The organism is Armatimonadota bacterium (assembly GCA_023511795.1).
Lineage (GTDB): Bacteria > Armatimonadota > UBA5829 > DTJY01 > DTJY01 > JAIMAU01.
Window position 1 is genome coordinate 84,854 of sequence record JAIMAU010000007.1, and the last position, 25,161, is coordinate 110,014.

General features: G+C 46.7%; 24 protein-coding genes. 8 read left to right on the plus strand and 16 right to left on the minus strand.

Annotated features, from left to right (window positions below; all coding sequences use genetic code 11):
• Positions 1 to 23 precede the first annotated feature (23 nt).
• From K6T99_08115 to K6T99_08140, 6 genes are all read left to right on the plus strand, one after another.
• The gene (locus K6T99_08115) at positions 24 to 464 is read left to right on the plus strand and encodes an arsenate reductase ArsC (GenBank protein MCL6519782.1); all 441 of its coding nucleotides are present in this window, start codon (positions 24 to 26) and stop codon (positions 462 to 464) included.
• Between the two features lie 205 nt (positions 465 to 669).
• Positions 670 to 1,644, plus strand: coding sequence for a GDP-mannose 4,6-dehydratase (locus tag K6T99_08120; protein ID MCL6519783.1), 975 nt, complete (start codon positions 670 to 672; stop codon positions 1,642 to 1,644).
• Entirely contained in the window at positions 1,634 to 2,593 is a 960-nt protein-coding gene (locus tag K6T99_08125) for a GDP-mannose 4,6-dehydratase (protein MCL6519784.1), read from the plus strand. Before K6T99_08120 ends, K6T99_08125 begins: the two co-directional genes overlap by 11 nt.
• Positions 2,594 to 2,891: 298 nt before the next feature.
• Positions 2,892 to 3,515 (plus strand): DUF47 family protein, encoded by a 624-nt coding sequence (locus tag K6T99_08130; protein MCL6519785.1) that lies wholly within the window; start codon positions 2,892 to 2,894, stop codon positions 3,513 to 3,515.
• Between the two features lie 15 nt (positions 3,516 to 3,530).
• Complete coding sequence (locus tag K6T99_08135) at positions 3,531 to 4,169, plus strand: DUF47 family protein (protein MCL6519786.1); 639 nt, start codon at positions 3,531 to 3,533, stop codon at positions 4,167 to 4,169.
• Positions 4,162 to 5,172, plus strand: coding sequence for an inorganic phosphate transporter (locus K6T99_08140; GenBank protein ID MCL6519787.1), 1,011 nt, complete (start codon positions 4,162 to 4,164; stop codon positions 5,170 to 5,172). Before K6T99_08135 ends, K6T99_08140 begins: the two co-directional genes overlap by 8 nt.
• Positions 5,173 to 5,664: 492 nt before the next feature.
• Here K6T99_08140 and K6T99_08145 read toward each other — a convergent pair whose 3' ends face one another.
• Positions 5,665 to 7,770 (minus strand): DUF6259 domain-containing protein, encoded by a 2,106-nt coding sequence (locus K6T99_08145; GenBank protein ID MCL6519788.1) that lies wholly within the window; start codon positions 7,768 to 7,770, stop codon positions 5,665 to 5,667.
• Positions 7,771 to 7,998: 228 nt separating this feature from the next.
• Between K6T99_08145 and K6T99_08150 the strand changes: the two genes are divergently transcribed.
• Positions 7,999 to 11,283, plus strand: coding sequence for a hypothetical protein (locus K6T99_08150; protein ID MCL6519789.1), 3,285 nt, complete (start codon positions 7,999 to 8,001; stop codon positions 11,281 to 11,283).
• Positions 11,284 to 11,322: 39 nt separating this feature from the next.
• Here the strand turns inward: K6T99_08150 and K6T99_08155 are convergent, their stop codons facing one another.
• The gene (locus tag K6T99_08155; protein ID MCL6519790.1) at positions 11,323 to 11,673 is read right to left on the minus strand and encodes a prepilin-type N-terminal cleavage/methylation domain-containing protein; all 351 of its coding nucleotides are present in this window, start codon (positions 11,671 to 11,673) and stop codon (positions 11,323 to 11,325) included.
• A gap of 188 nt (positions 11,674 to 11,861) precedes the next feature.
• Between K6T99_08155 and K6T99_08160 the strand changes: the two genes are divergently transcribed.
• Positions 11,862 to 12,359 (plus strand): nitroreductase family protein, encoded by a 498-nt coding sequence (locus tag K6T99_08160; protein MCL6519791.1) that lies wholly within the window; start codon positions 11,862 to 11,864, stop codon positions 12,357 to 12,359.
• Between the two features lie 41 nt (positions 12,360 to 12,400).
• On the opposite strand, the gene K6T99_08165 is transcribed toward K6T99_08160, so the two are convergent.
• The 14 genes from K6T99_08165 to K6T99_08230 form a co-directional block, all read right to left on the minus strand.
• Positions 12,401 to 13,270: a M55 family metallopeptidase gene (locus K6T99_08165; GenBank protein MCL6519792.1), complete on the minus strand. Its 870-nt coding sequence runs from the start codon at positions 13,268 to 13,270 to the stop codon at positions 12,401 to 12,403.
• A gap of 119 nt (positions 13,271 to 13,389) precedes the next feature.
• A complete protein-coding gene (locus K6T99_08170) occupies positions 13,390 to 13,674 on the minus strand; it encodes a hypothetical protein (protein MCL6519793.1) in 285 nt (94 codons plus the stop codon).
• Positions 13,675 to 13,768: 94 nt separating this feature from the next.
• On the minus strand, positions 13,769 to 14,569 hold the full coding sequence (locus tag K6T99_08175) for a hypothetical protein (GenBank protein MCL6519794.1): 801 nt from the start codon (positions 14,567 to 14,569) through the stop codon (positions 13,769 to 13,771).
• 16 nt (positions 14,570 to 14,585) lie between these two features.
• A complete protein-coding gene (locus K6T99_08180; GenBank protein MCL6519795.1) occupies positions 14,586 to 15,161 on the minus strand; it encodes a hypothetical protein in 576 nt (191 codons plus the stop codon).
• Position 15,162: 1 nt separating this feature from the next.
• Positions 15,163 to 16,587: a carboxypeptidase-like regulatory domain-containing protein gene (locus K6T99_08185; protein ID MCL6519796.1), complete on the minus strand. Its 1,425-nt coding sequence runs from the start codon at positions 16,585 to 16,587 to the stop codon at positions 15,163 to 15,165.
• 32 nt (positions 16,588 to 16,619) lie between these two features.
• Positions 16,620 to 17,684 (minus strand): polysaccharide pyruvyl transferase CsaB, encoded by a 1,065-nt coding sequence (gene csaB, locus K6T99_08190; GenBank protein MCL6519797.1) that lies wholly within the window; start codon positions 17,682 to 17,684, stop codon positions 16,620 to 16,622.
• Positions 17,674 to 19,590 carry a DUF5693 family protein gene (locus K6T99_08195; protein MCL6519798.1) on the minus strand — a complete coding sequence of 639 codons (1,917 nt, stop codon included), beginning with the start codon at positions 19,588 to 19,590 and terminating at the stop codon, positions 17,674 to 17,676. Before K6T99_08195 ends, csaB begins: the two co-directional genes overlap by 11 nt.
• A 50-nt stretch (positions 19,591 to 19,640) precedes the next feature.
• The gene (locus K6T99_08200; GenBank protein MCL6519799.1) at positions 19,641 to 20,354 is read right to left on the minus strand and encodes a rhomboid family intramembrane serine protease; all 714 of its coding nucleotides are present in this window, start codon (positions 20,352 to 20,354) and stop codon (positions 19,641 to 19,643) included.
• A 153-nt stretch (positions 20,355 to 20,507) separates the two neighbouring features.
• Positions 20,508 to 20,858, minus strand: a complete 351-nt coding sequence (locus K6T99_08205) for a hypothetical protein (GenBank protein MCL6519800.1) — start codon at positions 20,856 to 20,858, stop codon at positions 20,508 to 20,510.
• Positions 20,859 to 21,002: 144 nt separating this feature from the next.
• Entirely contained in the window at positions 21,003 to 22,070 is a 1,068-nt protein-coding gene (locus K6T99_08210) for a deoxyguanosinetriphosphate triphosphohydrolase (protein MCL6519801.1), read from the minus strand.
• A gap of 83 nt (positions 22,071 to 22,153) precedes the next feature.
• Positions 22,154 to 22,753, minus strand: coding sequence for a signal peptidase I (gene lepB, locus K6T99_08215; protein ID MCL6519802.1), 600 nt, complete (start codon positions 22,751 to 22,753; stop codon positions 22,154 to 22,156).
• A 43-nt stretch (positions 22,754 to 22,796) separates the two neighbouring features.
• Positions 22,797 to 23,450, minus strand: coding sequence for an RNA polymerase sporulation sigma factor SigH (gene sigH, locus K6T99_08220; protein ID MCL6519803.1), 654 nt, complete (start codon positions 23,448 to 23,450; stop codon positions 22,797 to 22,799).
• Entirely contained in the window at positions 23,450 to 23,815 is a 366-nt protein-coding gene (locus K6T99_08225) for a hypothetical protein (GenBank protein MCL6519804.1), read from the minus strand. Before K6T99_08225 ends, sigH begins: the two co-directional genes overlap by 1 nt.
• 241 nt (positions 23,816 to 24,056) lie before the next feature.
• Entirely contained in the window at positions 24,057 to 24,914 is an 858-nt protein-coding gene (locus tag K6T99_08230; GenBank protein ID MCL6519805.1) for a PEP-CTERM sorting domain-containing protein, read from the minus strand.
• Positions 24,915 to 25,161 lie beyond the last annotated feature (247 nt).

The following is a 25,161-nucleotide window of genomic DNA, read 5'->3' on the forward strand; positions in this document are numbered from 1 at the left end:
ACAATTTAAAAAGAAGTTTAAAAATGAAAAAAGTTCTTTTCATTTGTATTCACAATTCAGAGCGAAGTCAGATGGCTGAGGCTTTCGCAAAGAAATTTGGCAAGGGCAAAATCATTGCCGAGTCAGCCGGGACATCGCCCGCAAAAACTATTAATCCCTCGGTTGTTCAAGTGATGGAAGAGATAGGCTATGATATGAGTGGCCACTATCCAAAGGTTTTGACGCCAGACATGATCAAGAGTGCGGATAGGGTAATTACAATGGGCTGTGGGGTGAATATGGATGACTCAGGCCGCAATGGTGCTGTGTGCCCGGTTGTATTTGTCGAATCTGAAGATTGGGGCATTAAAGACCCAGAAGGTCAGCCTGTTGAGAAAGTCCGCGAGATTCGAGACCAGATTAAAGCGAAGGTAAAAAAGCTAGTTGAAGAGTTGACGGGAATTAGTACCAATAATGAAGCATAAAAAGATTTGTAGCCTCTGCCTGGTATCATTTTTTAAAGAAGATTCTATTTTTACTTTTCTTAAGAAAAGATGTCATCAAATTGACATCTTTTGGCGCTAGGGTTAGAATTGGCTAGAGCCAGGGTGACCGATTAGAACATTTAGTTCTAGACCAATCATCCCGACAATTACTTTGTAGGACCATATTAGTCATCGGAGGCACTGCATGAGGGTACTCATCACTGGAATTACAGGAATGGCAGGCAGCCATTTGGCAGACTATCTGCTTTCACTGCCTGAAAAAATAGAAGTATATGGTACTTTTCGCTGGCGTAGTCGCATGGAAAACGTTGCTCATCTCGAAGGCAAAATAAATCTCATCCAATGTGAGCTGACAGATTTTAGCAATACTGTCAGAGCGTTAGAAATCTCCAAACCTGATTTCATATTCCACCTTGCCGCTCAGAGCTATGTTCTTGCCAGTTGGAGTTCGCCGACTGCTACCATGCTAGAAAATCCCAGGATGCAAATAAACTTATTCGAGGCAATGTTGCTCCTGGGCATAGATTGTCCGATTCAGGTTGCCTTAAGTTCGGAAGAATACGGTATGGTTTATCCTAATGAACTGCCAATTAACGAGGATAACCCCCTAAGGCCGTTGAGCCCTTATGCCGTTAGCAAGGTAACGCAAGATATGATGGCATATCAGTATTATAAAAGCCATGGGTTGAAGACAATTCGCACGCGCGCATTCAACCATGAAGGTCCTCGCCGTGGCGATGTTTTCGTAACGAGCAACTTTGCCAAACAAATTGCACTGATAGAGGCTGGGAAGCAGGAGCCCGTGATTTACGTTGGCAACCTAAAAGCCAAGCGAGATTGGAGCGACGTCCGAGACGTGGTTCGTGCCTATTGGCTTGCGGTTAACAAATGTATTCCTGGCGAGGTCTATGTAATAGCATCGGGCAAGTGCTACAGCGTTGAAGAAATGCTAAATATGTTGCTTGATATGTCGACAGTCAAGGTTGAAATACGAGAAGATCCCGCCAGAATGCGGCCTTCAGATGTCATGGTACTTCAAGGTGATGCCTCCAAATTCAAAGCTCAAACAGGATGGGAGCCAGCGATTCCACTGGAGCAAACACTAGCTGACCTGCTGAACCACTGGAGGGAGGAGGTTCAGCGACAAAATGTCCCATGAGACGACGCTGATAACCGGAGTTGGCGGTTTCGTCGGGCGACATCTTGCCGAGCTATTAGTTAAATCAGGCGCGTTTGTATATGGAACAATACTTTCGCCTGAGGAAGTATCCCCAGACAATCCAATTCCCGGCGTCGAGCTGATGGTTTGCCATCTAGAAAACCAGTCCAATGTCGAGGAAGTAGTAAATAGCGTACGGCCTTCGGTTGTGTATCATCTGGCGGCCCAAAGCTCGGTTTCACGCTCACTAAGCGATCCTATTGGGACCTTCAAGACGAACGTGATGGGAACACTTCATTTGTTGGAATCACTAAGGAGCCTGCCGAACTTGAGAGTATTGGTGCTAATAAGTTCAGCCGAAGTGTATGGCGTAGTTTCCGAAGCTGACCTCCCCATTACCGAAAGGACATCCCTTGACCCTGTTAATCCATATGCATGCAGTAAGGCTTGTGCAGACCTGCTTGGAGTTCAATATTTCCGCATATTCCAAGTCCCGGTAATTAGGTTGCGGCCGTTCAACCATATTGGGCCTGGGCAATCGGACGCTTTTGTGGCATCAAACTTTGCACGTCAAATCGCTGAAATTGAAGCTGGAATTCGCCCCCATAAGCTCATGGTTGGTAATCTTGATGCAAAACGTGATTTTACCGATGTTAGGGATATCGTTCGTGCATATGTGTTGGCAGCAGAGAGGTGTTCGCCTGGAGATGTATACAATATTTGCTCTGGCAAGGCAGTAAGCATACGTGAAGTATTAAACCAGCTTCTTACTTTGACATCTGTTCAGATTGAGGTTGTCCAGGAACCTGATCGCATGCGTCCATCGGATCTCCCAATACTTGTAGGTGATTACTCAAAGTTCCATGCAGAAACAGGTTGGACTCCCGAAATTTCACTCGGCCAGACACTCAAGGATCTTCTGAATTTCTGGCGTGTGAGGGTATCCTAGACAGAGTTTTCCGGCTTTTTAGAAAAGTATGTCGTTTTAGCAGTAAGACAGAGTTGAACCTTCGAGGCCGTTGATGGATAAGCAATTGACATCTTTTGCCATCGCTGATATAATAACTCGGTTCTCTTAACGCGGTGTGTTGGTGGTTTCAACAAGTGAGATATATTTGGAAAATCTTAATCTAAAAGGTCAGCAAAGAAGCAGTGCTGACCTTTTATTTTTTTACAACCTATGCTGAACTACGGTCACTTTTTAAATACGGTGAACGATCGCTTCTTAGATCAGGAGGATTTATCGCATGATACGTCTTTTACCTAAGCAGGAGTCATTCTACGATTTGCTAGAGAAACAGGTTCAGATGGTAAACGAAGCAGCCCATATTCTTGTCCAGCTGATGGCCGATTGCCGTGATGCCGAAGACATTGCCTTCAAGATAAGAGCAATGGAGCATGACGCAGATGAGCTAACCCATGAGGTAATTCGGAAATTGAATACTACTTTTGTCACCCCGCTTGACCGCGAGGACATTCATGCCCTCACAAGCGCTCTCGATGACATCATGGATTATATTGAGGCTGCAGCCGACCGAATAGTTTTATATGAAATCACTCAACCTACGGAGGCGGCGGCCAAGCTTTCGAAGATTCTTGCTGAAGCCACTGAACAAACCGTCCAAGCTGTTGGATGTCTTAGGGATATCAAACGCTCGGCGCCTGTGCGCGAAGCGTGCATTTTGATAAATCGTTTAGAAAATCAAGGCGATCAAGTAAATCGGGTTGCGATTGCAAAGCTATTCCAAATGCATGACAAGCCAATCGAAGCTCTCAAATGGCGCGAAATCTATGATCATATTGAGACAGCAATTGATAAGTGCGAGGATGTTGCCGATATAATTGAGTCAACTTGTCTGAAAAATGCTTAACGCGGGAAGAAAAAAATGAAACGTTTTCGCTTCATGCCTACGGAAGAAAACTTCTTTGAGCTTTTTGAAGAAATAGCCCAAGCCCTTGTCGAAGCTGCCAAGGTGCTCCACGAATTAATCGCTAATTACGATGACATTGAGCATAAAACTCACTTACTTCGTGAGATGGAAAAGCGGATAGACCGAGCGACCGGCGGAATATGCGATCGATTGAATATTAGCTTCGTAACGCCAATTGACCGGGAAGATATACACAACCTTGCGGTTTCAATGGATGAGGTTCTTGATTATATAGAGGCATCTGCCGACCGCATGAAGCTTTATGGTGTTGAGGACCCTGCAGCGGAAGTGCCTGAGACGGCGGAGATATCTGCTATCCTTGTCCAGGCTACTGAGCAAATTCAAATTGGCATCAAGGCGCTTTCAAATCTTCGGCAGATTGACCAAGTACTGAATCCTTGCGTTAAAATAAACGAGCTGGAAAACGACGCGGATAAGTTGCTTAGGAAAGCACTGAACCGATTGTTTAAAGAAAAGACAAGGCCACTCGATATAGTCAAGTGGCAGGAGATTATCTACAGATTAGAGTTAGCCACAGATAAGTGTGAAGATGTGGCAAATGTTTTGGAAAGCATAGTGGTGAAAAATGCTTGATGCGACAATTATACTTCTCGGAACAGTAGTTGTTCTTGCACTAGCTTTCGACTTCATAAATGGCTTTCATGATACAGCAAACGCAATAGCTACTTCGGTTCTCACTCGCGCGCTCTCCATTCGAAATGCGATATTTCTTTCTGCTATGCAAAATTTTGTGGGAGCGATGATTTGGACGGGCGTAGCGCAAACAATAGGAAAGGGTATTGTAGACCCAAGCCTGGTTACTGGCAAAGGCGGACAGATTCTTGTGCTTTCAGCGCTTGTCGGAGCAATTACGTGGAATCTCATAACATGGTACTTTGGCCTTCCCAGCAGCTCGTCTCATGCGTTAATAGGCGGGGTCATGGGGGCTGCCGTTGCATATAAAGGAATCGGCGTGCTTAACGAGGAAGGACTTAAAAAAATCTTTATTTCCCTTGTAGGGTCTCCTATCGTGGGCTTTCTGGCAGGCGCGACGCTAATGATTTTGGTGATGAACTTTTTTGCTCAGCAGGCCCCTTCGAAGCTTAATAGATATTTCAAAGTTCTCCAAGTCCTCTCAGCCAATTTCATGGCTTTCACACACGGGTCAAACGATGCTCAAAAGTCAATGGGAATTATTACCATGGCGTTGGTTGTCGGCGGTTTTTTACCCACTGTGCAAGTTCCGCTTTGGGTGAAGGTAACATGTGCGGCAGCGATGGCATTGGGAACCGCAGCTGGCGGTTGGCGGATTATTAAAACTGTTGGAAAAAAAATTATGGGGCTTCAGCCTGTTCACGGTTTCGCCTCCGAGACAGCAGCCGCGTTGGTAGTTCTTTCCGCAACCTTATGGCATGCACCGGTTAGCACCACTCATGTAATATCCTCCTCGGTAATGGGCGTTGGTTCGGCAAAGCGACTTTCGGCAGTAAGATGGGGGATTGTCGGCCAAATTGTGCTAGCTTGGCTGATGACGCTGCCTATTTCGGCGCTGCTTAGCATGATTAGCTATGCCCTACTACACATTATATTGCATTAAGAAGCTGAACTTGGAAAGCTTGCTTGATATGCTTCCCAAAGTGGCAGCAAAAATTTGCAAGAATCTTTTAGGTACCAACGTTATTCATTGCTTTACGAGCGTCCTTTTCTTTTTCAGCTTTGTACTTTAATTTGATTTGTGCTTTCCATTGAAGGTTGATATGTCATTTTTAGGGAATTTCGCATCTCGACTTGCGTTAAAAACGTTAGAAACGGCTGCTTTTCTACTATGTTTTAAACCAGTCCGGATATATGTCAGCCGCTTTTGCGGTGAGAACGGTGTGGCAGAGAAATATCCAAAGCAAAATAGCTCTGCTATTGACTTGCAAGCGCTACTGGCTTTGCGTAGATTAGTAAATCCGTGCATTTTTCACAGATGTCCTCATCCGTGCCGCGGTTGGAATTTACGCAGATGAGGGTGTGGTACGCAAAGAACCCATAACTTAAAGTTCTAAAAAATAGCTGGGTTTAAAACTGGCAATGGTTTATAAAATCAGCTAGGGCGCTTAGCTTGCTTTTTAATCTTAAGCAGGATCGCATTTCTGGCTGGGATTGTTACTTTTTGGATAGCTGTTGTACTTTGCCAATCGGATTCCTTGCCTTCAGGACCAAATTTCTCAACGGAAAATCCTTCATCAGCTTGAATCCCTGCTTTGTTAAGCGGGAGGCACACCTGCACATTATGGTCTTCATTTGATTGGTTTACCATAAGGATGCCCAAGCTTCCGTTTTCCGCAAGCCAAGCGGATGTGAGGACCGATGGCAGTTCCATGGCGTAAGTTCCACTGCCGAATGAGGGTTTACCTTCAATCCGTAACAGTGGATTGTCTCCTTGCGCATTAAGCATTCCTAGGAAGCGCCCAGTAACAACATATTCGTGTGCAAATCTTCGGCATCTTGCAAGCGTTCGCAGGAAATCAGCTTCCTGCCTAACTTCTTGTGCCATGAGAACGCTTAAGCTCACCCAGCCGAGCTGTGAGCCAAATACAAATGCCTGTGCCATCTTTGCCCTCCACGGAGCGGAATCCCGGAGGTCTTCTGGAAGTGTGTATTGAAATCCAAATGTGATTGTTCTGCCTGAGTATACTGCTGGGAATAGAGGGATGACCTTCTTTGTGCCAACGGGTGTGTTTACAAGAAGCAAAGCGTCAAATTGGTCTAGCCAGCACTCGGCATTTTCCTCGGTTGTCAAAATTTTTCCTTTGGGTAGACGTGACCTTGCCATTTCGAGCATCTTTCGGTAGCCATCTGCCCAGAACTTACCACCGCCTGTTGGGTGGTTATGTTCGCTATTGAAGCACTGAACTGCACTAGCCGCGCTGATTTGGTCGATATAAACCCCATCCACATTATACTCATTCACTAAACGGTCAACCAATGCCGTAATCTTTTCTTGCCATTGCTGGGTATAGGGACACATAACGTTGAGGGGAACTTTTGAACCATAAATCTCGGTATATGGCTTTCCGTCTTCCTGCCTAGCCGCCGACCGGTCGGCTCGCTCTTCGATCCAGGTCCTGGACTTAGGGTCGCATAGCCGGCCGTTGATGTAGGGCATAACATGGAAGCCGATTGCTTGGAGTGCCTTAACTCCTTCGGCGAAGTTTGGTTTTGCGGGGAAGTATTCGGGATAAAGAGTGTCAAATGGAATCTGGTGCCAAGTATACCAGTGCAATGCAATAGGAATGCCGAAAAAATCGGCGGCCTCTTTGGCCATTTCGAGGTTTTCAACTGGCTCGGATTCGGTATCGCTCCAAACATCTTTAACCCTAATCCATAAATCGGTGTCCTTCAACCACTGAGGGATTGTTCGCTTGGATATCGGTCCACCTTTTCCCCATGGAGCGTCGAATGTCCATTCGCGATAAATCTGTGCCGCGTCGTAATAATCGCCCGTAAAGACACCAACTGCCGCCTCATAAGGGAGCTTCCATGCACCGCTGCCTTTCTTGGGAATTGCTGGGAGGTTAGTTATTGTAAAGCTGATGCCGTCTTGACGAGCTTTCATGCTAAAACGCTTGTGGTTCGCCTGCGGGTCATGCGTTCCAATGTAGAGGCCGTGCCCCCGGTTGTAAAATGCAACGAACTGCATAGCAGCGACAAGCGATGGGTATGTGGCATCATATGCTTCTCCGGGTTTCAACTCATATTCGAGTCCCCAGCCAAATGGAGCGGCCATTTTTAAACCCTTCTCGGGCTTTATGTTGGGTATTATTGGGAAATTTGCCCTATTGATTTTCCATCCGTTGGGAAGTTTAGCGGAAATTGACCAGTATGAAAGACGACTCCTGTCATTAAGACGCACCGACATGTGAACCTCGGCTTGTACTTCTCCAAGGGGCACTATCCATTTGAACTTATTCATTTGTTGCCCTAAAAACGATGCTTTGCTGCTTTCAACCTCTTTCGATTCGCCACTTGGGCCTCGGAAGACAATTTGCCAAATTGACGTATTGTCTTGGGCATCGCCGAGAAACTCGTGGCCCGAGGAATCCTTGATACTATTCAGACACAAACGGCCACCTTCAATGCCTAAAGTAATACTCAGGTATTCATTCCTCAGAACGATTGGGTCTTCTGAGGGTTTGTTATTTTTCATATCTGCCTCCATTGCTCCGCATACTGTACAAATAGGGATTAGGATAGTGGTTATGATAATTATGTAATGGCATGTTATCCTGCACTTCATATTTATCCTCGCTTTGCAAGTGAAAGTTTAGCACATGTGAGGTTGGTATGGAAACATCTGAAGGATTTTACACTCCTTGGGTTGAACCATATGCCAAGCACGAAATTTGATTTTTTTTCAAGTAATTTCGGGGCTAAAATGAAAACCGTTCATTCATTGCTATTTCTACTTATTGTAGCATCAAATGCTCTTGCTTTTGAAACTGTCGTTTGGCAGATAGGGAAAGCTGATAATTCTTATGGCGAGTTTGCCTTAGCTGGAAATTACAATGGTTATGCTAAGGCCTTCCCTAAGGACGTCACGTTCCAACCTGATAAGGACGACCCTTCAAAGGCTTGGAGCTTCATACATCCGGGACCGTCGGACTCATGGGCTGGCTCGAAGCCTCACGGATTCACAATTATTTTTAACTTGCCGCGGCAACCTAAGGGGGTATTTTCTTTCACGATTGACATGGTAGATACTCATGCCTCGGCGCCGCCGGCAATCAAGTTGTCAATAAATGGTCAATCAGGCATAATCAAACTTGCGGAGGGTGCTGGTGATGATTCGCTTGTGAATCCTAGGGCTGGCAGGGAGTATGTCTTCAGTACCTCATTGCCCGCATCAACTTTGCGCAAAGGTGAGAATAAGATTGAGATTCTGAATGAAAAAGGCTCATGGTTCCTCTATGATGCGGTAATTCTGAAGAATGACCCGGAGGGCGTGGTGAAGGCAAGCGTAAAGAGAATCGAGCTACACCCAACGATTAGGTTTGTTCGCTCTGGCAGAACTCTTATGCAAGTAGTTGACCTCGAAGCTGAGTTCACAAATGCACCGGCGGATTGCAAAGGGATTCTAAGAATGGGAGAGTGGAGCACGGCGGTTACGCTCAATCCGCCGTTCTTGGGGATTCTTCGCAAGGAACTTGCGGTTCCCAAGGTGCACGAACCATCGAAATTAGAACTCTTCGTAGAAGTGGGCGAAAAGACTGCAACGGCATCATGCGAGGTCAAGCCGGAGAGGCATTGGTTATTCTATCTTCAGCCGAGTTCCCATGTGGACATCGGCTACACGGATTTTCAGGATAAAGTAATTAAATTGCACAACGACAACATGTCGCTTGCCCTTTCTCTTTGCAAGAAGTACCCCGGCTTTGTATGGAACACCGAGGCGGCATGGGTCGAAGACAATTATCTTTCTCTTATGCCGCCGGAAAAGGCGGACGATTTCTTGAGGGCGGCAAAAGAGGGCCAGATAGGTTGCCAGGCGGTCTATGGAAACATGCTCACTGGAATCTGCTCGCATGAGTCTTTTATACGCACCCTTTATTTTGCTCACTCGATTGCCCGAAAATATGGGATTCCATTTGACATAGCAATGAGCAGTGACGTCCCAACTCAGGTATGGACACTGCCTACGGTTTTGGCGCAAAGTGGCATCAAATACTTTAGCGCTGGATTGAACCTCACGCGGGGCGATTCGTTCAACAAGCTTTTTGGCAAATCGCCTTTCTATTGGCGAGGACCTGATGGTAGCAAGGTTCTTACCTGGTACATGAATGGCTATGCAAAGGCTGTCCATTCAGGGCTGGCTATAGACATCGACCGCGCAAAAGCAGGTGTAGAGTCGCTCCTGAGGGAGTATGACCGCGACGACTACCCATACGATGCAATTCTCGGTTTCGGCGGTTATGGAGACAACCAGCGGCTCAGCGAGAGGCTTGCGAAGACGGTGCAGGAGTGGAATGACCGCTATGCTTATCCGCGCATAATCCTTTGCCGCGGTCCCGAGTTCTTCGAATACATTGAGCATGGTTTCAAGGACAAAATACCAACGATAGAGGGCGACGGTGGCGTATATTGGGAGGACGGAGCTGGTTCCTCTGCACGTGAAACGGCTCTGGTTCGCATCGCCAAGGAAGATCTTGTTACTGCTGAGAAAGTCTTTTCTCTTGCTTCCACCATCTTTGGGGAAAAGCATCCGAAGGATGAGTTTGACACGGCTTGGAAAAATGCGATCCTATATGATGAGCACACGTGGGGCGCACATTGCAGTATTAGCCAGCCGCAGAGCGAACAGACAACAAAGCAGTGGGTCTATAAAGCTCGTTTTGCATACAATGCTTCAAGGCAAGCCAAGAAAGTTCTCCAAGCTGGGCTTCGCTCCCTTGTTCGTTCGGTCAAAGCCGATAAACCTTCACTCCTAGTGTTTAACCCGCTCGATGTTTCTGTAAGCGGGTTGGTGCTTGCTCGGAATAAATCTGGCGAATTGGTTGAACTTTGGGCGGAGGATGTGCCTCCTCTTGGGTATCGTGTATTTCCGCTATCAACAGCAAACCCGATGGACGGAACTTTTCAGACTGTCAATACAACTTCTCAAATCAGCATTCCGAAATTCGAAAATCAATTCTATCGTTTAGAAATTGACCCTCTTACTGGTGCTGTGAAAAGCCTTATCGACAAGGAACTTAATCGTGATTTGGTTGATTCCAAGTCGCCGTATGGTCTCAACCGTTATCTTTACGTATCGGGCCACGGCGAATCCATGACCATTCATGCCGACGCTAGGCCGGTGAAGATAAGCACAGCGCTGCTTCCCTATCGGCGGGTGATACGGATCGATAGCTCTGCATATATGACTCCTGAGCTCACTACCGAAATCGTGCTTTGGGATAAAATTAAGCGCATTGACTTCAACAATACGCTTAGGAAAAAAGGTACTTACATGAAGGAGGCGGGATACTTCGCTTTCCCATTTAACTTGAAGAAGCCTGAATTCCACATTGAGATACCTGACGGCATTATCCAGCCAAGTAAGGATATGCTCCCTGGTGCATGCATGCAGTGGTATTGTGCCCAAGACTTTGTTGTAGCGACTGAACCAGGATGCACTATTGTCTGGACGGCGCTTGAAAGTCCGCTAATCACATTGGGTGACATCAACCGCGATACCTTTCAGTCGCCGCTCCCTATTGATAATGGCCACCTGTATGCTTATATATTCAATAACTATTGGTTTACGAACTACAAAGCATCGCAGAGTGGGCAATTCACGTTTCGCTTCTCACTCACTAGCATGGCTGAGTATAACCCAGTGGCAGCATCGCGCTTTGGACGGTCGGTTAGGAACCCTCTAATCGCGGCTGAGGTTGCGGGCAAGGGAGAAGCTGGTGTTCATACTTTGAGCCTTGTGTCTGTTGCGCCTTCGAGCGTCATCATCCAGGCTTTAAAGCCTGCGGAATCCGGCAAAGGAATTATTGTTCGCCTCAGAGAAGTTGCTGGCAGGGATGCCGAAGCAGTCCTGCAATTGCCGGCGATGTTCAAGCGTGCGTGGAAGTGCAATCTGGTGGAAGATGTGGGACAGTCGCTTCCAATATCAAAAGGCACTTTGAAAGTAGCACTCCGACCTAACGGCATGGCTACGGTACTACTCTCGCCATAGCAGGCTAAAGAAGTATGCAGGGGCAAGGGTCAAGAATTGTCAGATATTAAGCTCGTGCCCGGTTATTGAGCAGGAAACCGTTTCGCCGATAGTTAGGAGATTATAATTACCACCAGCCGGACATTCAGGCTGTTCCCTTATATAATCAGGCACAAGGTCATCCCATGTTACCAAGTCACCGTTGGATTTGTTGTTCTCCATTGCAAACTGTTCTTTGGCTGTGTAAATCTGCTTCATATTCTCAATGCAAGACTTTGTCCGAGACGTATTTTGTGCGTGAATAAAGCACGGAGCAGCTATCATCATTAGAATGCTAACGACCAAGATCACAATCATTATTTCTATGATTGTGAAACCGGCGTTCTCACGAACAATGTGCCTTCTAACCATATTTGCCACCCCCGATACAAAAGGCAAAGCAGTTTGCCTATAAATTAGAACGCTGTACTATAAGATTTCATCAGAATTATTCCATAAGTTACATTGGATGTTCAAGTACTATGTGCATATACAAGAAACTCAGCTGGGTAGGAATAAATTGCAACAATATAGAACCGACATTATAGGAGGTGGAGAACATGGATGCGATTGAATGCATGAAGACTAGGCGAAGTGTTAGAGTATATCAGGATAAACCCGTTCCTCGGGAAATCATCGAAGATATTGTTGATTGCGGAAGACTTGCTGCAACGGCGATTAATATTCAGCCTTGGCAGTTCATTGTGGTGCAAGACCCAGGAATGCGCAAAAAGATCGCTGATACTACAGATTATGGTAAGTTTATAGCTCAAGCGCCAGTTTGTATAGCCGTCTTTTGCCAGGATACCAAATATTACCTTGAAGATGGGAGTGCCGCAACGCAGAATATCCTCAATGCGGCACGAGCGCATGAGCTCGGTTCGTGCTGGGTTGCAGGTGACAAGAAAGCATATGCACCAAAAATAGGAGAAATGCTGGGGATGCCGCCGAACTATAAATTAGTCTCACTAGTATCAATAGGCTATCCAATCGAAACTCCAAACCCAGGTAAGAAGCCGTTGTCTGAAGTGTTACATTGGGAAAGGTATTCGGGCTAATAAGCTTTTAGTTTTTCCTAAGCATGGTTGCAATATAATTCTCATTTGGGCAGTATTGCCAATGGATCGCTTGTAACCCACCGAATTGTGCGGGCGTCTATGCGTTCGACGTAGCTAAGCCTTTCAACAGCTGAGTCACAATAGTCCGAGCGATTATATTTAAGTACGATTGTCATCGGCTTTTCGGGAATAAAAGGTTTGGCTTTACCGATAAGCGAAATAGCTTTTTTCGCTGCTTCACGGATGCGAGCTCGTGCTTCATCCAAGGGCACAAGCTCTGCTTTGTTTCGCCCAATTCCCCTTTTTACCACAGCCGTTTCTATTGGGTCGAAGAAGTCTCTTGCCTCTTTGCATGCAGCTTCGTCACCGCTTACCATGAGCATAGGAACGCCGAAATTCCCAGCGACAATCGCCCATTGTGCCAACTCACCCATTTTGCGACCATTGATTGAGTAGTCATGCCAGTGCGTGGATGATTGAGTATGGTCAAGAAAACCGTTAATGGTGCCAGCCATCGCATGTGCACCTATAAAGAATGTGCCGGAATAGGTTTCATCCAACGCACCCCACCATTTTTTGTTTGCACGAGGGTCTTGTACTGCCCGCTTATCAAGCATCTCGGGAATAAAATTGTGGGCTCCGTTATGACTGTCTAGAACTGTTACTTCGTCAGCACCGCCTTCAAAAGCTCCTGCAACTGCGGCGTTAATGTCTTCCATTAGAAGCCTGCGTGCTTTCTGATAACCTTCGGTAGTTTGGTCCATCATTTCATATGCGTCGACGCCTGAGACACCCTCTAAATCTGTGTGGATATAAATCTTGATCTTTTTCACAGGCTTGTCTCCTTTGTCAGCCAGTACGAACCCAGCTACTGCAATTATTATTAGAGTACTAAGAAGTATATATCTCATCGCTTTCCTCGAGGAACACGTAGAGGATTTGATATTAATATTAAACAGGCGGTTCATGATTACCTTCGACGGTCTGAACCGTTTCATCAGGAATCTGGTTGCTCTAGCATGTTAGCGATTCAAGAGTGGCAATGTACTGCGCCGTCTGGTTCTTCGAAAACCATTTTTTGGACCACAATGCCGTCTATTTGTCGGAGGGTATCCTCAAGCTGGTTGATTTGCTTTTCATCGCCAAACATCTCAAGCAGAATCAGGCCAGAGTTTGAGCATGCATTCTCGGTAACATTATGTAGCCCAAGTCGGGTTTTTATATTACACCCAAATTTCGTGAGGACTTCCTGAAACGCTATCGCTTCTTTAAATCTATCCGTTAGCAAAGCACCTATGATTATTCGTTTTGCCATTGCTTACCTCCTTGCATTATTTGTAATGTTTTACCGCATGTTGGAGCGAAATCAACCTGTCATCGAATATTGTAAAATGGGAACCTAAGGCAGCTTATTTTCTCGCCGCTTCTGGTGCAGGTTTGACTTCCTGTGTTTCCTCTTGCTCTTCTTTTACATAAAATGTGCCGCTGGCTTTTTCGGCTTCTATCCATTCATCGTCTTCTTTAAGCGAAATAATTACCTTTGGTGCGGAGAAGGAATGCTTTTCCTTTTCATCATAACCTTTGACGTTACCAACAAGCTCAACTCTATCTTCCTTGCCGAAGTATGTTGCGGAGTCTGCGGTGACAATGCGGTTTTTCTGGGCAATCTTTAAGCCGCCGGAAACAATAGCCTTCTTTTGCTTATAGTAATACTCGATTTTGTCGCAAGTTATGACTGCTTCGTCTTTCCACTCTGAGCTAAGTGATTTGGGCGCATCTTTCTTTTCCTGTGTCTCCTTTTTGGGCTTTGGCTTGGCAACCATGCGAACGTTTCCGGTTAGAGTGCCCTTTTTCTCTTCGAAGTTTATCGTGCAAATATCCGCTGTGATATTGTTTCTATCGTCGAAGATTTTTAGGTTTCCGGTGGCTTGGGCGGTTTTGGTCTTCTCGCTATAGTCAACCTTGTCGGCTATAAGGGTTGTATCGCCTTGGACAAACATCACGTTGCCCCTGAGGACCGCAATACGATCTTCACCGTCCCAGCGGTAGGTAGAGCTATCAGCTGAATACTTAACTTCCTTATACGTTGGCTCGGTTGGTTTCGCCGAAGTATTTCCCTGCTGAGCCCTACCTACTGAAGCGAGAATCACAGCAAACATGACGGCCGATGCTATGCTGAACGCTACATATTGCTTTAATACTTTTGTCATAAAAACCATCCTTTGTCTAGTCTGGAATTCGAATTGTGCCTCTTACTTTGTTAATCGTAATTTCTTTCTTTTCGAAGTCTGCAGTCAGCCGCTCGCCCTCCAAAGTGCTCCCATCAAAATTTGCGCGAATGCCACCAGTGCATACGAGCTTCGACTTCTGGCCGTTCCAGTAGATATTCTTTACTTTGAGTGTTGGGCCATTCACAATTTTTACTTCCGACAACCCTGGAGCTGATATTTTGCCGATTAAAGAATCATATATAGCTTTTTTGGCGGAAAGGGATGCTATTGCATTGCCATCTTTTATTAAAATGCCATTTATAATGTTTTGGAAGGTTATGAGTCTCCGATCCCGACTTACTTCTATGCTTTTTGCATGGAAACTCCAAACTTTTTTTCCATCTTGGCGGCCTATTATATTGGCATCCCTAAAGAATAGTCCAATGCCAGAAAATTCGTCCTGTTTCAGTTTGGCTTCCATAGCTCCAAATGGATGCAGAGCTTTCAAGTAAAGGAAGGCCCAGATGAGAGCGGCAATGACTACGCCGCCAGTTATCCAAGGAAGCCACTTTTTCAGTTTTATTGCCAACATTTCACCGCACAATGAAGGGGCGAAGATCCCCGTATGAGAATGCTGTTCCCGAATTGTCCTGCGCTAGTACAACCCAATAATATTTGCCAGGCCCTAATTCCGGTCCTATCATTGAGGTGGCAGGAGCAGAAACTGTCCGGTGCCATATTGGGAAAGTGCCAACTAGTACAGCAGGGTCTGTGCCGTAATCGAAATCAGGGTCAAGCGGAAGCGTCGGGAAGCGATCATATACATAGACAGAATATTTGTCAGCTCTATCGAGAGCTTGCCATTTGAATACCGGTGGACTGCTGATGGTAGCGCTTTGTGCCGGAGATATCGAACGAAGCTGGTCAAGAGGCACAACGTCGAGCAGATTGCTAAGTTCGCTTACTGCGCGTTCGTCAGGTTGATTGAATTCGTCTAAAAATTCTACATCCACCGATGCGACGGCATAGTAGTACTTTAGGCCAGGAGTTATTTCCACACCAGTGTCGCCATAAAAAGTTGCATATGGATCGCGTACGAAATCAATTGCTCTGACAGTTGGGCTTTGCCCACGATAGATGCCATACCCAGCAATGTCTCGCGACGGATTGTTAGGGTCTGACCAGTATAGGTCAATTTCGATGAGCGACCCCAGCGGCGTTGATCTTACAATCCTTGTGGGTTTCTTCTTTGCAAGAGCCGCACGGAATCTTGGGGACGTGAACGCCCGAATCGCATCAAAAGCGTTTTCGCTTCGTGTAATAGAATCAGGCATAGTATACGCTTCGATTGCGTCCAATCTTGGGGCCTCTGGTCCTTCTCTTAGGTTCGAGCGTATAAGGTGAAAATTAATAAAATCGATCGAAGGAGTGAGATTTGCGATTTCTACTTCGTCATTTGTGAAACCAACTTTCGAGGCAGTAATTACTGCAGGAACGCCTGTCGGCACATCTTGAAGCACGTAATGCCCGTTCCTATCGGTAATCGCTACTATTGAGCCATATGGGCCTACTTGACCCTCACCTGTGGGTTGGAGTAGCAGGAATACTCTTGCTCCCTCGACTCTATGGTTGGTGTCATCGAATACAATGCCTTCAATAGATGTTGTGTTTGATACAGGTGCAATAATTATATTGACATTCATAGTCGGCTCGTCTCTGAGAATTTCAGCTGCGGTGCAGCCTATCCATGTCTTACCGTTGATTGTTGTTTTTGCACGAATAGTACGCCATCCGCTTGGCACATTTTCTAGGCGGTAAATGCCGGTGATAAGTGACCTTGTTTTGCGCGCTCCATCATAATAAACCTCGGCATCTACAATAACATTTTGGTTCATATCTGAAACGGTGCCGCTGACCACACTCCTAGGCCTATGTCCTCCACCGCATCCCTGCAAAACAGTGAGAGCTAAAAGCATCATCGCTGGCAAACCTAGAAAATGCTTCATTTGCTTTGTCATTGAGGATTCCTCCATTCTATACGATATAAGAGCTATTCCAAAAGCTCCAGCGCCAGGCGGATGTTTTCTTTTGCAGCATCTTTGAATGCGGGCACTTTTTCAGCTAGTCGGGCAGAAAGAACATCGCGCTTGTGCCATGTATCTAATACCCTTCTTGGAAGTTTGCCAGACTTTAAGTCTTCAAGAGACATATTTTCTTGACCAACAGATTTTAGGAAGCTTTCGACCTTTGGGTCGTAGGTAATGCCGAGCATAGGAATGCCAGAAGCAGCGGCGAATATCAGTGCATGTAGCCGCATTGACACCACCATTTTTGATGCGCAAATGATGCCCAAGAGTTGCTCTGGCGTTAGGTTTTCTTTTTGAACGATTACGGAATCTCCAACTTGCCTGCCAATTCTTGAAGCCATTTCCAGATCGCCTGGTGTGTGCATTGCCATGAGAAATATTTTCGCTGGCAGTTCTTTCGATAGCTGTTTTAGTGATTCGATTGCATATTGTTCCACCCACGGCGCTTCACGCCATTCGCGGAGGGCAAAAGTTATAATATCCCCCTCGAATTGCTCCGTTGGTTCGGCTTTGAGAAGAAACGCGGGGTCAGCAGTCACGTAAATTGGTGGCCTTGCTACCCCAATTTTTTTAAGCAGATTGGCCGAGTCTGGATCGCGAACTGCTATGATATCAACTCTATCAAGCACGCGGCGGGCGAGCATGCAAGATATTTTTCGCCTTAGAGGGCCTATCCCTTGGCCGAGAATCATTACTTTGCGGCGAGACCGCTGTGCCTGCATGATAACCCATAAATAATATAAAAGTGAGCGGAAGCTTGTAGCATCTTGGATGAGACTGCCGCCGCCGCTTATTACTAGGTCGCTCTCGCGAATCGCGGTAAGTACTTCGGCGATAGAGCGCCTTGACAGCGACCGAACGCCATGGTGTAGCTGGGTTTCTTTAGGAGCGCCCGAGATTACGGTAATCTCGATGTCTTTTTTTGAGTGCTCCCTAAGTCCAGCGATGATGGCGGACAGAACTGCCTCATCGCCCATGTTGGAGAATCCGTAGTATCCTGAAATAATTATACGTTTTCTAGCTATCACTGTTTAACTTACGAGAGACCCCGGTATTGCGCTTGCCAAAAATCAGCCAAGCAGCCAATCCAAGTACAAATCCGAGCACTAGACCGTCAATGGTGCGCATTGCCGACAGCGCAAGTGGGGTGTGTATGTGACAGAAGGTATTCAGCATAGAAACCTGACCGAGCGTACCAAGCGCGATTAGTGGGAGACCCCAAGCACGACGCCTGCTCACTAGAAGGGCAATGCCGAGGAACATAGCAGGGTGGCCGATTAGGAATTCCTTTGTTCGCGGGCGAACGAAAAGGACTTTATCGAGTATTGCTCGGAATTTAAGTTCGACTGTTGATACCCCAATTGCCGCATCATTTCCTGTACGCATGAGGGCAATAAGAAGAATGATTAGTGCAAAGCTAATCGCTATTGCATGCCATACGAAAAGCGGATGTGCCATCACTGAGTAAAGATTCTCACGAACCTTTGCCCAAACACGCCCAAGAGGTTCATTTATCATTGGCAACCCTGCTGCCATGACGAAGATTACTATGAGAAGTGGGGCAATATGCGCTAGCTTGATACCTATAAACTGTTCGACTTTGACCATGTATAGCCGGTTCCCAAGCATCCCGGCGATGTGAAAGGCGCCAATGAGTGTAAAAATTGATGTTCCAATGAATAGTTTTGTCGCTGTTAATGCTGGCGACTTTTCGTTTGTTTTACTCGTAAAGCGTGGGCCAATCACGCCGACGATTCCTAAAGTCGGGAATATGATAGCAGCTTTAAGAGCAACTAGTTGTTTGCCAAGTTCGCTTGAGGCTATTAAGCCGGCGAATGCAGCAAAGGCGAGTATTAGAATTCCATATTTGAATATTCCCGGCAGAGTGACCATTGAGTCGAGAAGTATAATTCCAGCTGAGGCGATGGAGAGCGCTATTAGCAAGAGAAGTATTATCGGTTGTGAGGATGTTCCAAAAGGCCTGGCAGTACCGATTTTGTAGCCGGCTTTTTCGATGGCTTTGCGTATTGCACTAACGAACTGTATATTTTTATGCATATCCGATTGGCCGGATGATTCTATTAAGCGTATATAGCAAAGTCGTATGTTGCGTTCCTTTACTGCGCGGGCAAACCGCTCGATAGCTGCCGATGGAGCAATGCCAGCCATCTCAGTGTAGGGAATGCTGTGGGCGCGGATGAAATTCCCCTCAAGCTCTCTGCACATTATAGTATCGCCCTTCTGTTTGGCAAACTCAATTGATCCGAAGATTAGGCTGTTTTTCTCAAGCTGTTTTGCGGCATGAGATAGGAGTCCTCTGAAACCAATCACCTCGTCGCCGGCACAAATCAGCCTTGATATGCCCTCTTGCCTTAGCTCCTTGGCTGCCGAATCTATTGCTTTTGTAGTTATCGCAGGGTGGTTTTGGAGTCGGGCCACAACGTCAAAGCCGCATTGCCTAATAAGATTTACAGCTTCTGGAGGTAGCCCTATGCCTATTGTGTTGAGCGTCTCTGGGGTTGCCTTGATAACAAAACGAGTCGGCTTATTAGCAAAATGGGTGTACAAATAGTTGCGTTTGAGCAGCGCCTCCCAAACACGTTTTGCCAGCGTGGAATCAGAGATGATAACCTCGGTACATGGTTCATTATTATAAAGGGTTGCTCTAAAACGAATTTGGCCTGTTGATACCAGGTCCTCCAGGGTTTGTTCGGTGATTGCTATGCCGGTCATGCCTGCTTGGCGGAAACTGCTTAGGACGTCCGAAAGTGCCATTGATTCCGACAGGGCAACATTTTGGAGTTCTTGGTAGTCGAGAATAAGCTCAACATTGCGGTTTGCTACTTCTAGCTTGTACCGACGGTCTGCGAGGATAAAAGCACTCAGCAGGCCGGGTATAAGAAGAATAAGCAGTAGCCAGTTTCGTTTAAGCACTTGGCAGTACCCCCAGTTGCTTTTTCGGCTTGAGACTAATTTGCCGGTCTTTACCAATATGGTCGCCTATAATACCAATATCCGATTTGGCGTCGCCTTCGAAGGAGCTTTCGCCCACCCAGAAGATATGTGATGAAAACTCCAGTAATGAAGCCGCCAACGTGGGCGGCATATGCTACCCCTCCCGCGGCTGCATCCATTCCGCTGAGACTGATAATTTGAATTAATATCCAAAGGCCAAGCACTATAGATGCTGGATACTCTACCAGTTGGACGAAAAAGAAGAACGTTAAGGTTATGATTCTTGCATCAGGGAAAAGAATCAAGTATGCGCCCAGCACTCCAGCAATTGCTCCGCTCGCTCCTACCATTGGGATAGTAGAAAATGGAGCAATCAGTACCTGCAAGAGCGCTGCACCAACACCAGATAAAAGGTAAAAAAGCAAGAATCTAAAGTGTCCAAATGTATCCTCTACGTTGTTGCCAAATATCCATAAATAAAGCATGTTGCCGGCAATATGGAGCCAGTTTGCATGCATAAACGCTGAAGTGAAGATTGTGAGCCAAGGGGTAATAGGCGTCGCGGGACCAACATCACGTCCGGTTGTTAGTTCGTATGGTACGAGCTCGAATCCTGCAAGTGGATTGTGAACCCCTGGTCTGAGCGGTCCGTTGTAGAGATATATTAGCACGTTGGCTACGATTAGCCCATAGACTACGAGCGGTGTTGCACTAGTGGGGTTTTCATCCCTCAAAGGAATCACCAAGGACCTCCACTTTAAACATTTATAAGCATTCTATCACACGTCTTGCTGACTGTAAACACAATTAAAAATTGTGTTATCTTGTTTTATAAAGTTTAAAGGGCTCGGAGGATTATCCGAGCCCTTTATAATTTTAGTTTTTATGCAGGCTTTCTATGTTTTTTCGTTCTTTTGCTGTAAGAGATATTCGTTTAGCTTTGCAAGGGCATCCGGCTCTTCCAATGAGAAATGAAAATCAATTGCCTCATGGATGTCAATTGTTCCCATTGCCTGGAACTTTTGGCGTTCGTCGTCCATTATCTCGCAGGGAGTATCCTTTAGTATGCTATCTTCCCACTCTTCCTGTTTTATGAATTGTTCTCCGAGCTTCTTGCAACGCGAGCATCTATACTTGACGTATACGAAACTCGGGCCAAACAAGCGCAAGTAATAGCCCGTCTGCATGACGTCTTTTGCGATTATACGTTGCCCACAGTCGCATCTTATCAAGGGTCTGGTACTCATGGCATACACCTCCGTTAAAAAATTTGGAACCTCTCGATGCTCGCGCGCATGCCTCTGAAGTGAGGAGAAGCGCGAAGTCATACTAGCAATTAATTATAACATAGCTACCAAGGTTTTTCCAATGCCAAAGCTTTTCAAGCGTCGTTATTTTGTTGAAAATATGTTCGAGTGCGGCATGAAATATTCTTCATACTTCTGTTCTGCATATCTGTCCGTCATCCCAGCAATGAAGTCGCATACTGCGCGGGCCCTTCCTGGAGTATCCTGCAACTTTGCGTTGTACCAAGTAGGAAGGAGTTCCGGATGCTCCATATAAAAGTAAAAAAGTTCTTTGAGAATTTTTTGCGCTTTTTTGAGTTCTCGCAATACAGGGGTGTCGACATAGTATACGCGTTCGAATAAGAAATCTTTTAGTTTATTGGCTGCTGCAAGTACTTCATCGCTCATGCTTAGCTCTGGCTTACCAGTGCTGTTCTCGACGAGGTCAATCACCATTATCGCAATGCGCTCGGAGGGCTGCCGCCCGAGGACCTTTGTGCAATCTTTTGGCAAGTCAATTTCTCGGAGAATTCCAGCTCTGATGGCGTCGTCAATGTCGTGGTTTATATAGGCAATTCGGTCGGCAATGCGTACAACTTGCCCTTCAAGCGTGCCGTTTCCTTGCCTATTGAGGTCTACGTCTTCGCTTCCCTTTGAGTGCTGAACGATGCCCTCGCGAACTTCAGCGGTCAAGTTTAAGCCACAACCGTCTTTCTCAATTATATCGATGACCCTCAAACTTTGCTCGTTATGCCGAAAGCGCGCATTAGGAACGAACTCGCGGTATACCTCGTCAAGTGCTTCTTCTCCTGCGTGGCCAAATGGTGTGTGTCCAAGATCATGGCCGAGAGCGATGGCTTCGGTAAGGTCTTCGTTTAGCCGCAGCCCTCGGCTGATGGTGCGTGCGATTTGTGAAACTTCAAGTGTATGAGTTAATCGAGTGCGGTAGTGGTCTTCTTCGGGGTCGATGAAGACCTGCGTTTTGTGTTTCAGGCGGCGAAAGGCTTTTGAGTGAATAATTCTATCGCGGTCACGCTGAAAGTCTGTGCGGATTGGACATTTCTCTTCGGGTTTTGTGCGTCCTTTTGATTCAGCGCTCAGCGTTGCAAAGGGTGATAAAATCTGCCGCTCTAGCTCTTCTTGTTGTAATCTTATGAAAGAAGTATTTAGCATCTAATATAACCTGAGGACAACTCCAACTTTGTTTCTTGTGATTGAAATCGTTTGAAGGTCAATTTGGCTTGCTTTATATGGTATTATTTGAAAACATGTAATCTAGACAATGGCCAGTAACGAAGCCATGCTTTTGCCTGAATGTTCTTGATGGGCAGATCGCCCCAGAACCTGCTGTCGTTGCTTTCGTCACGGTTGTCTCCAAGCACGAATACGCATCCCTCAGGCACCTTTTGGGGCGGGAAGTCGCCGTGAGCATTGCGTGAAAGATACGGCTCTCTTATTTCTTTGTTGTTTATGAATACCTTGCCTGAGCGTATCTCAATTATTTCACCCGGAAGAGCAATAATTCGTTTGATGAATATCTTGCGTGGATCTGCCGGGAATCGGAATACGATAATATCACCTCTTACAGGCTTCTCAAACCTATAGATAAATTTGTTGCCCAAAAGACGCTCGCCACTTCGAAGATGCGGCTCCATGCAGCGCCCACATACTTTGAAGCCTTGGACTATAAATGTTACAAGGAATGCGAACACCACCGCTGTCATAACGATGGTTTCACACAATTCCCTGAGAACTCGTGAATATTTTTTCTTCATTAGAAAAGCCATCGGTGGTAGGTCGCCGGCAAAAATCTCTCCTTTAGCCGAGACATTTATAAGTGTGCGAGGTAGCCGCAACTTTGTACCCGGCCTGAGGACGACAGACTTGTGGGCAAGATGATTAACCTACCAGTATATCGAGCGGCGTATTCGATACTTTTCGTTTTATTCGCGCCAGAGCATTATCCACCGATTTTGTTTTGCACTGAAGCTCGGACGCAATCTCCCTGTACGACTTGCCGACTCGATACCCAGAAAGCACCCGCCATTCGAAGTCGCTTAGCATTTGCTGAAGCCTTTCTTGCAGCTGATTCGAATCTTCCTGCTTGAGCACCACCTCTTCTGGGTCGACGACATTCTCAGAAGTAAGAATGTCGGAAAGCGTCCATTCGGAACTCGACTCATCGGGCGGCGACTCAAGCGAAAGAGAGGTGTTCAGCGGAATTTGCTTCTGGCGCGTAGCGGTCTTAATGGCGGTGATAATGTGCCGCTGGATGCAGATTCTGGCAAACGCAGGGAATGAAATTGCTTTGTCGGCTCTATAATCCACCACAGCTTGCCAGAGGCCAATCATCCCGACCTGCAGAAGGTCTTCTTTCTCTGCGCCCACAAGGAAATAAGATCTCACTTTGTTGCGAACAAGGTTTCTGTATTTATAGAGAAGATACTCGGCGGCTTGCTCTTCACCCGCCTGCGCACGCTCGACGACTCCGGCGTCCGACATACCTTCGTATTGAGCATGCCTTTGTGGCACAAGGTCCTGATCGTATTCCATTAGCTAGCAGCCTCTCCTTGGTCCTTCTCCACCTCTATGACCAGTTTGCTGACCAGCAGGGCGGCGAGTCCGACGGCTACCGCAGTGGCAGCGCTAAGAACCACTGGCATTTCGGTGAGCGTCCGATCGCCGTACCTGATTCTCAGCTTTCTAATCGGTCCGCCGCTTGTTATTTTTTGCAGCTCATCAGCCATTTCTACGCCCAGGGCAATCAAGTCTGCCCTGTCTTGCTTCTTTTTTTCTTCAAGCGCTGCTAGGGCTGCTACCACATCGCCCGAAGCTTCATTGAGTGCTTTTCGGGCGTCTGCATAGCTTACCCTTAGCCTGCTGCGAATGGCATCGATCTTTTCGAGCTCACTGTCCAAGCGGCATCACCCGCCAAATTATACACTAGCTTCTGAAGATATGCAATAGCGGTGGAAAGATTTTTGTGGAATATATTTTGAAGAAACTTTAGCAGAGCATGGTACATTAGGGCTGTGTTTGTGTTTTTACTTTGGCTTAGTGAAAAGAAAACCGCCGAGATTTAGTCTCGGCGGTTTTTAACTTCTTGATTTAAAATCGGATGCCGACTATGTTAGTCGACGTCCGATTTTATGTTTGGGGCTACCTTCTGCGTCGGATGAATCCGGCGAGTCCGAACAGGCCGGCGCCAAGCGCAAGCAAGCTTGTTGGCTCAGGCACCATGTTCCAGTTGCCTCGCCATGCGACGTCATCAACGTAGTTGTAGCCATGGGCTACCGCTGACCAGTTGCCAAGGATTAGGGTTGCTGGCGTGGATGTGTTAGCCCACCGAGCGCACGTGTTGTCCATGGTCATGGTCATCTTCGGCGCAAGCGTGCTGTCTACATACCACTTGATTGTGCCTACACCTGCGCCGTAGTCGAATGACCAGGTTACTCTCCACCTGTGCCAGCCTAAGCTCCTAGGAGCAGCTGAACCAACGGTCCACGTAGTGCCGGCAAATGTTGGAGCAGTCACGCCATCCAGTTTGGCGTAGGTGTACGACCACATCAAGCAGTAGTAGTCGGTACTACCCCAACCCGTGCTGGTGTTGGTAATTGCGCCTGTGATGTAGCCAGCTGGCGAGTTTGTCGCAGTCCAAGAGGTGCACTTGGAAGTGACTACGCCCAAGCGAAGGTCGTCGTTCGGGCTGAAGGTCATGTCATCGTAGACCCAAGCCTCTGCCTGGCCTTCCTTGAAGTAGAACTGCTGGCTGTTGTTGTTGAAGTTGCGCCCAATCCTGTCAACGGTCGAGTTGCCCTGCCGTGCGGACCAATAACCAGTTCTCACCTGATATCCCTGGGCCGCAGTGCCTACGCTGAACGTACCCCAAGCACCTATGTTCCATGCGCCTAGATTTCCAGACTCAAAGCCGTCGAGAACTTCTAAGTCCCATGCATATGCAGGGGCGATTGCGAGCGCCATTGCAACAACAGTTAAGGCTACTAATATCTTCTTCATCTTTTTCTCCTTCACGCTGCAATTGTGCGTCAATCTAGTTTATGATTGACTTAGCGATCTTTGGATTTTCACCTCCTTCTCTCGCTTTTGGTGGTTAGCGGTTGGGATGCAAATGTAATTCTTTTTGCATCATTCTCGCTTTTGGCTAGGCTAGTTTCCCGGAGTGCTTTCTGTGCTTGGAGCTGATCAGACCTCCTGCAAGTTGCGACTGTTCTCGGCCGCATCTTCTTGCCTCGCAGGTTCTTTC

Excerpts from the sequence above, each read along its gene's own strand:
- K6T99_08210 (MCL6519801.1), bottom strand. The coding sequence starts at position 22,070 with ATGCTAAATACTTCTTTCATAAGATTACAACAAGAAGAGCTAGAGCGG.
- K6T99_08170 (MCL6519793.1), bottom strand. The coding sequence starts at position 13,674 with ATGGCAAAACGAATAATCATAGGTGCTTTGCTAACGGATAGATTTAAA.
- K6T99_08145 (MCL6519788.1), bottom strand. The coding sequence starts at position 7,770 with ATGAAAAATAACAAACCCTCAGAAGACCCAATCGTTCTGAGGAATGAA.
- K6T99_08230 (MCL6519805.1), bottom strand. The coding sequence starts at position 24,914 with ATGAAGAAGATATTAGTAGCCTTAACTGTTGTTGCAATGGCGCTCGCA.
- K6T99_08185 (MCL6519796.1), bottom strand. The coding sequence starts at position 16,587 with ATGACAAAGCAAATGAAGCATTTTCTAGGTTTGCCAGCGATGATGCTT.
- K6T99_08175 (MCL6519794.1), bottom strand. The coding sequence starts at position 14,569 with ATGACAAAAGTATTAAAGCAATATGTAGCGTTCAGCATAGCATCGGCC.
- K6T99_08125 (MCL6519784.1), top strand. The coding sequence starts at position 1,634 with ATGTCCCATGAGACGACGCTGATAACCGGAGTTGGCGGTTTCGTCGGG.
- K6T99_08150 (MCL6519789.1), top strand. The coding sequence starts at position 7,999 with ATGAAAACCGTTCATTCATTGCTATTTCTACTTATTGTAGCATCAAAT.
- K6T99_08115 (MCL6519782.1), top strand. The coding sequence starts at position 24 with ATGAAAAAAGTTCTTTTCATTTGTATTCACAATTCAGAGCGAAGTCAG.
- K6T99_08120 (MCL6519783.1), top strand. The coding sequence starts at position 670 with ATGAGGGTACTCATCACTGGAATTACAGGAATGGCAGGCAGCCATTTG.
- K6T99_08205 (MCL6519800.1), bottom strand. The coding sequence starts at position 20,858 with ATGAGTACCAGACCCTTGATAAGATGCGACTGTGGGCAACGTATAATC.
- K6T99_08155 (MCL6519790.1), bottom strand. The coding sequence starts at position 11,673 with ATGGTTAGAAGGCACATTGTTCGTGAGAACGCCGGTTTCACAATCATA.
- K6T99_08130 (MCL6519785.1), top strand. The coding sequence starts at position 2,892 with ATGATACGTCTTTTACCTAAGCAGGAGTCATTCTACGATTTGCTAGAG.
- sigH (MCL6519803.1), bottom strand. The coding sequence starts at position 23,450 with ATGGAATACGATCAGGACCTTGTGCCACAAAGGCATGCTCAATACGAA.
- K6T99_08165 (MCL6519792.1), bottom strand. The coding sequence starts at position 13,270 with ATGAGATATATACTTCTTAGTACTCTAATAATAATTGCAGTAGCTGGG.
- K6T99_08140 (MCL6519787.1), top strand. The coding sequence starts at position 4,162 with ATGCTTGATGCGACAATTATACTTCTCGGAACAGTAGTTGTTCTTGCA.
- K6T99_08180 (MCL6519795.1), bottom strand. The coding sequence starts at position 15,161 with ATGTTGGCAATAAAACTGAAAAAGTGGCTTCCTTGGATAACTGGCGGC.
- K6T99_08160 (MCL6519791.1), top strand. The coding sequence starts at position 11,862 with ATGGATGCGATTGAATGCATGAAGACTAGGCGAAGTGTTAGAGTATAT.
- K6T99_08135 (MCL6519786.1), top strand. The coding sequence starts at position 3,531 with ATGAAACGTTTTCGCTTCATGCCTACGGAAGAAAACTTCTTTGAGCTT.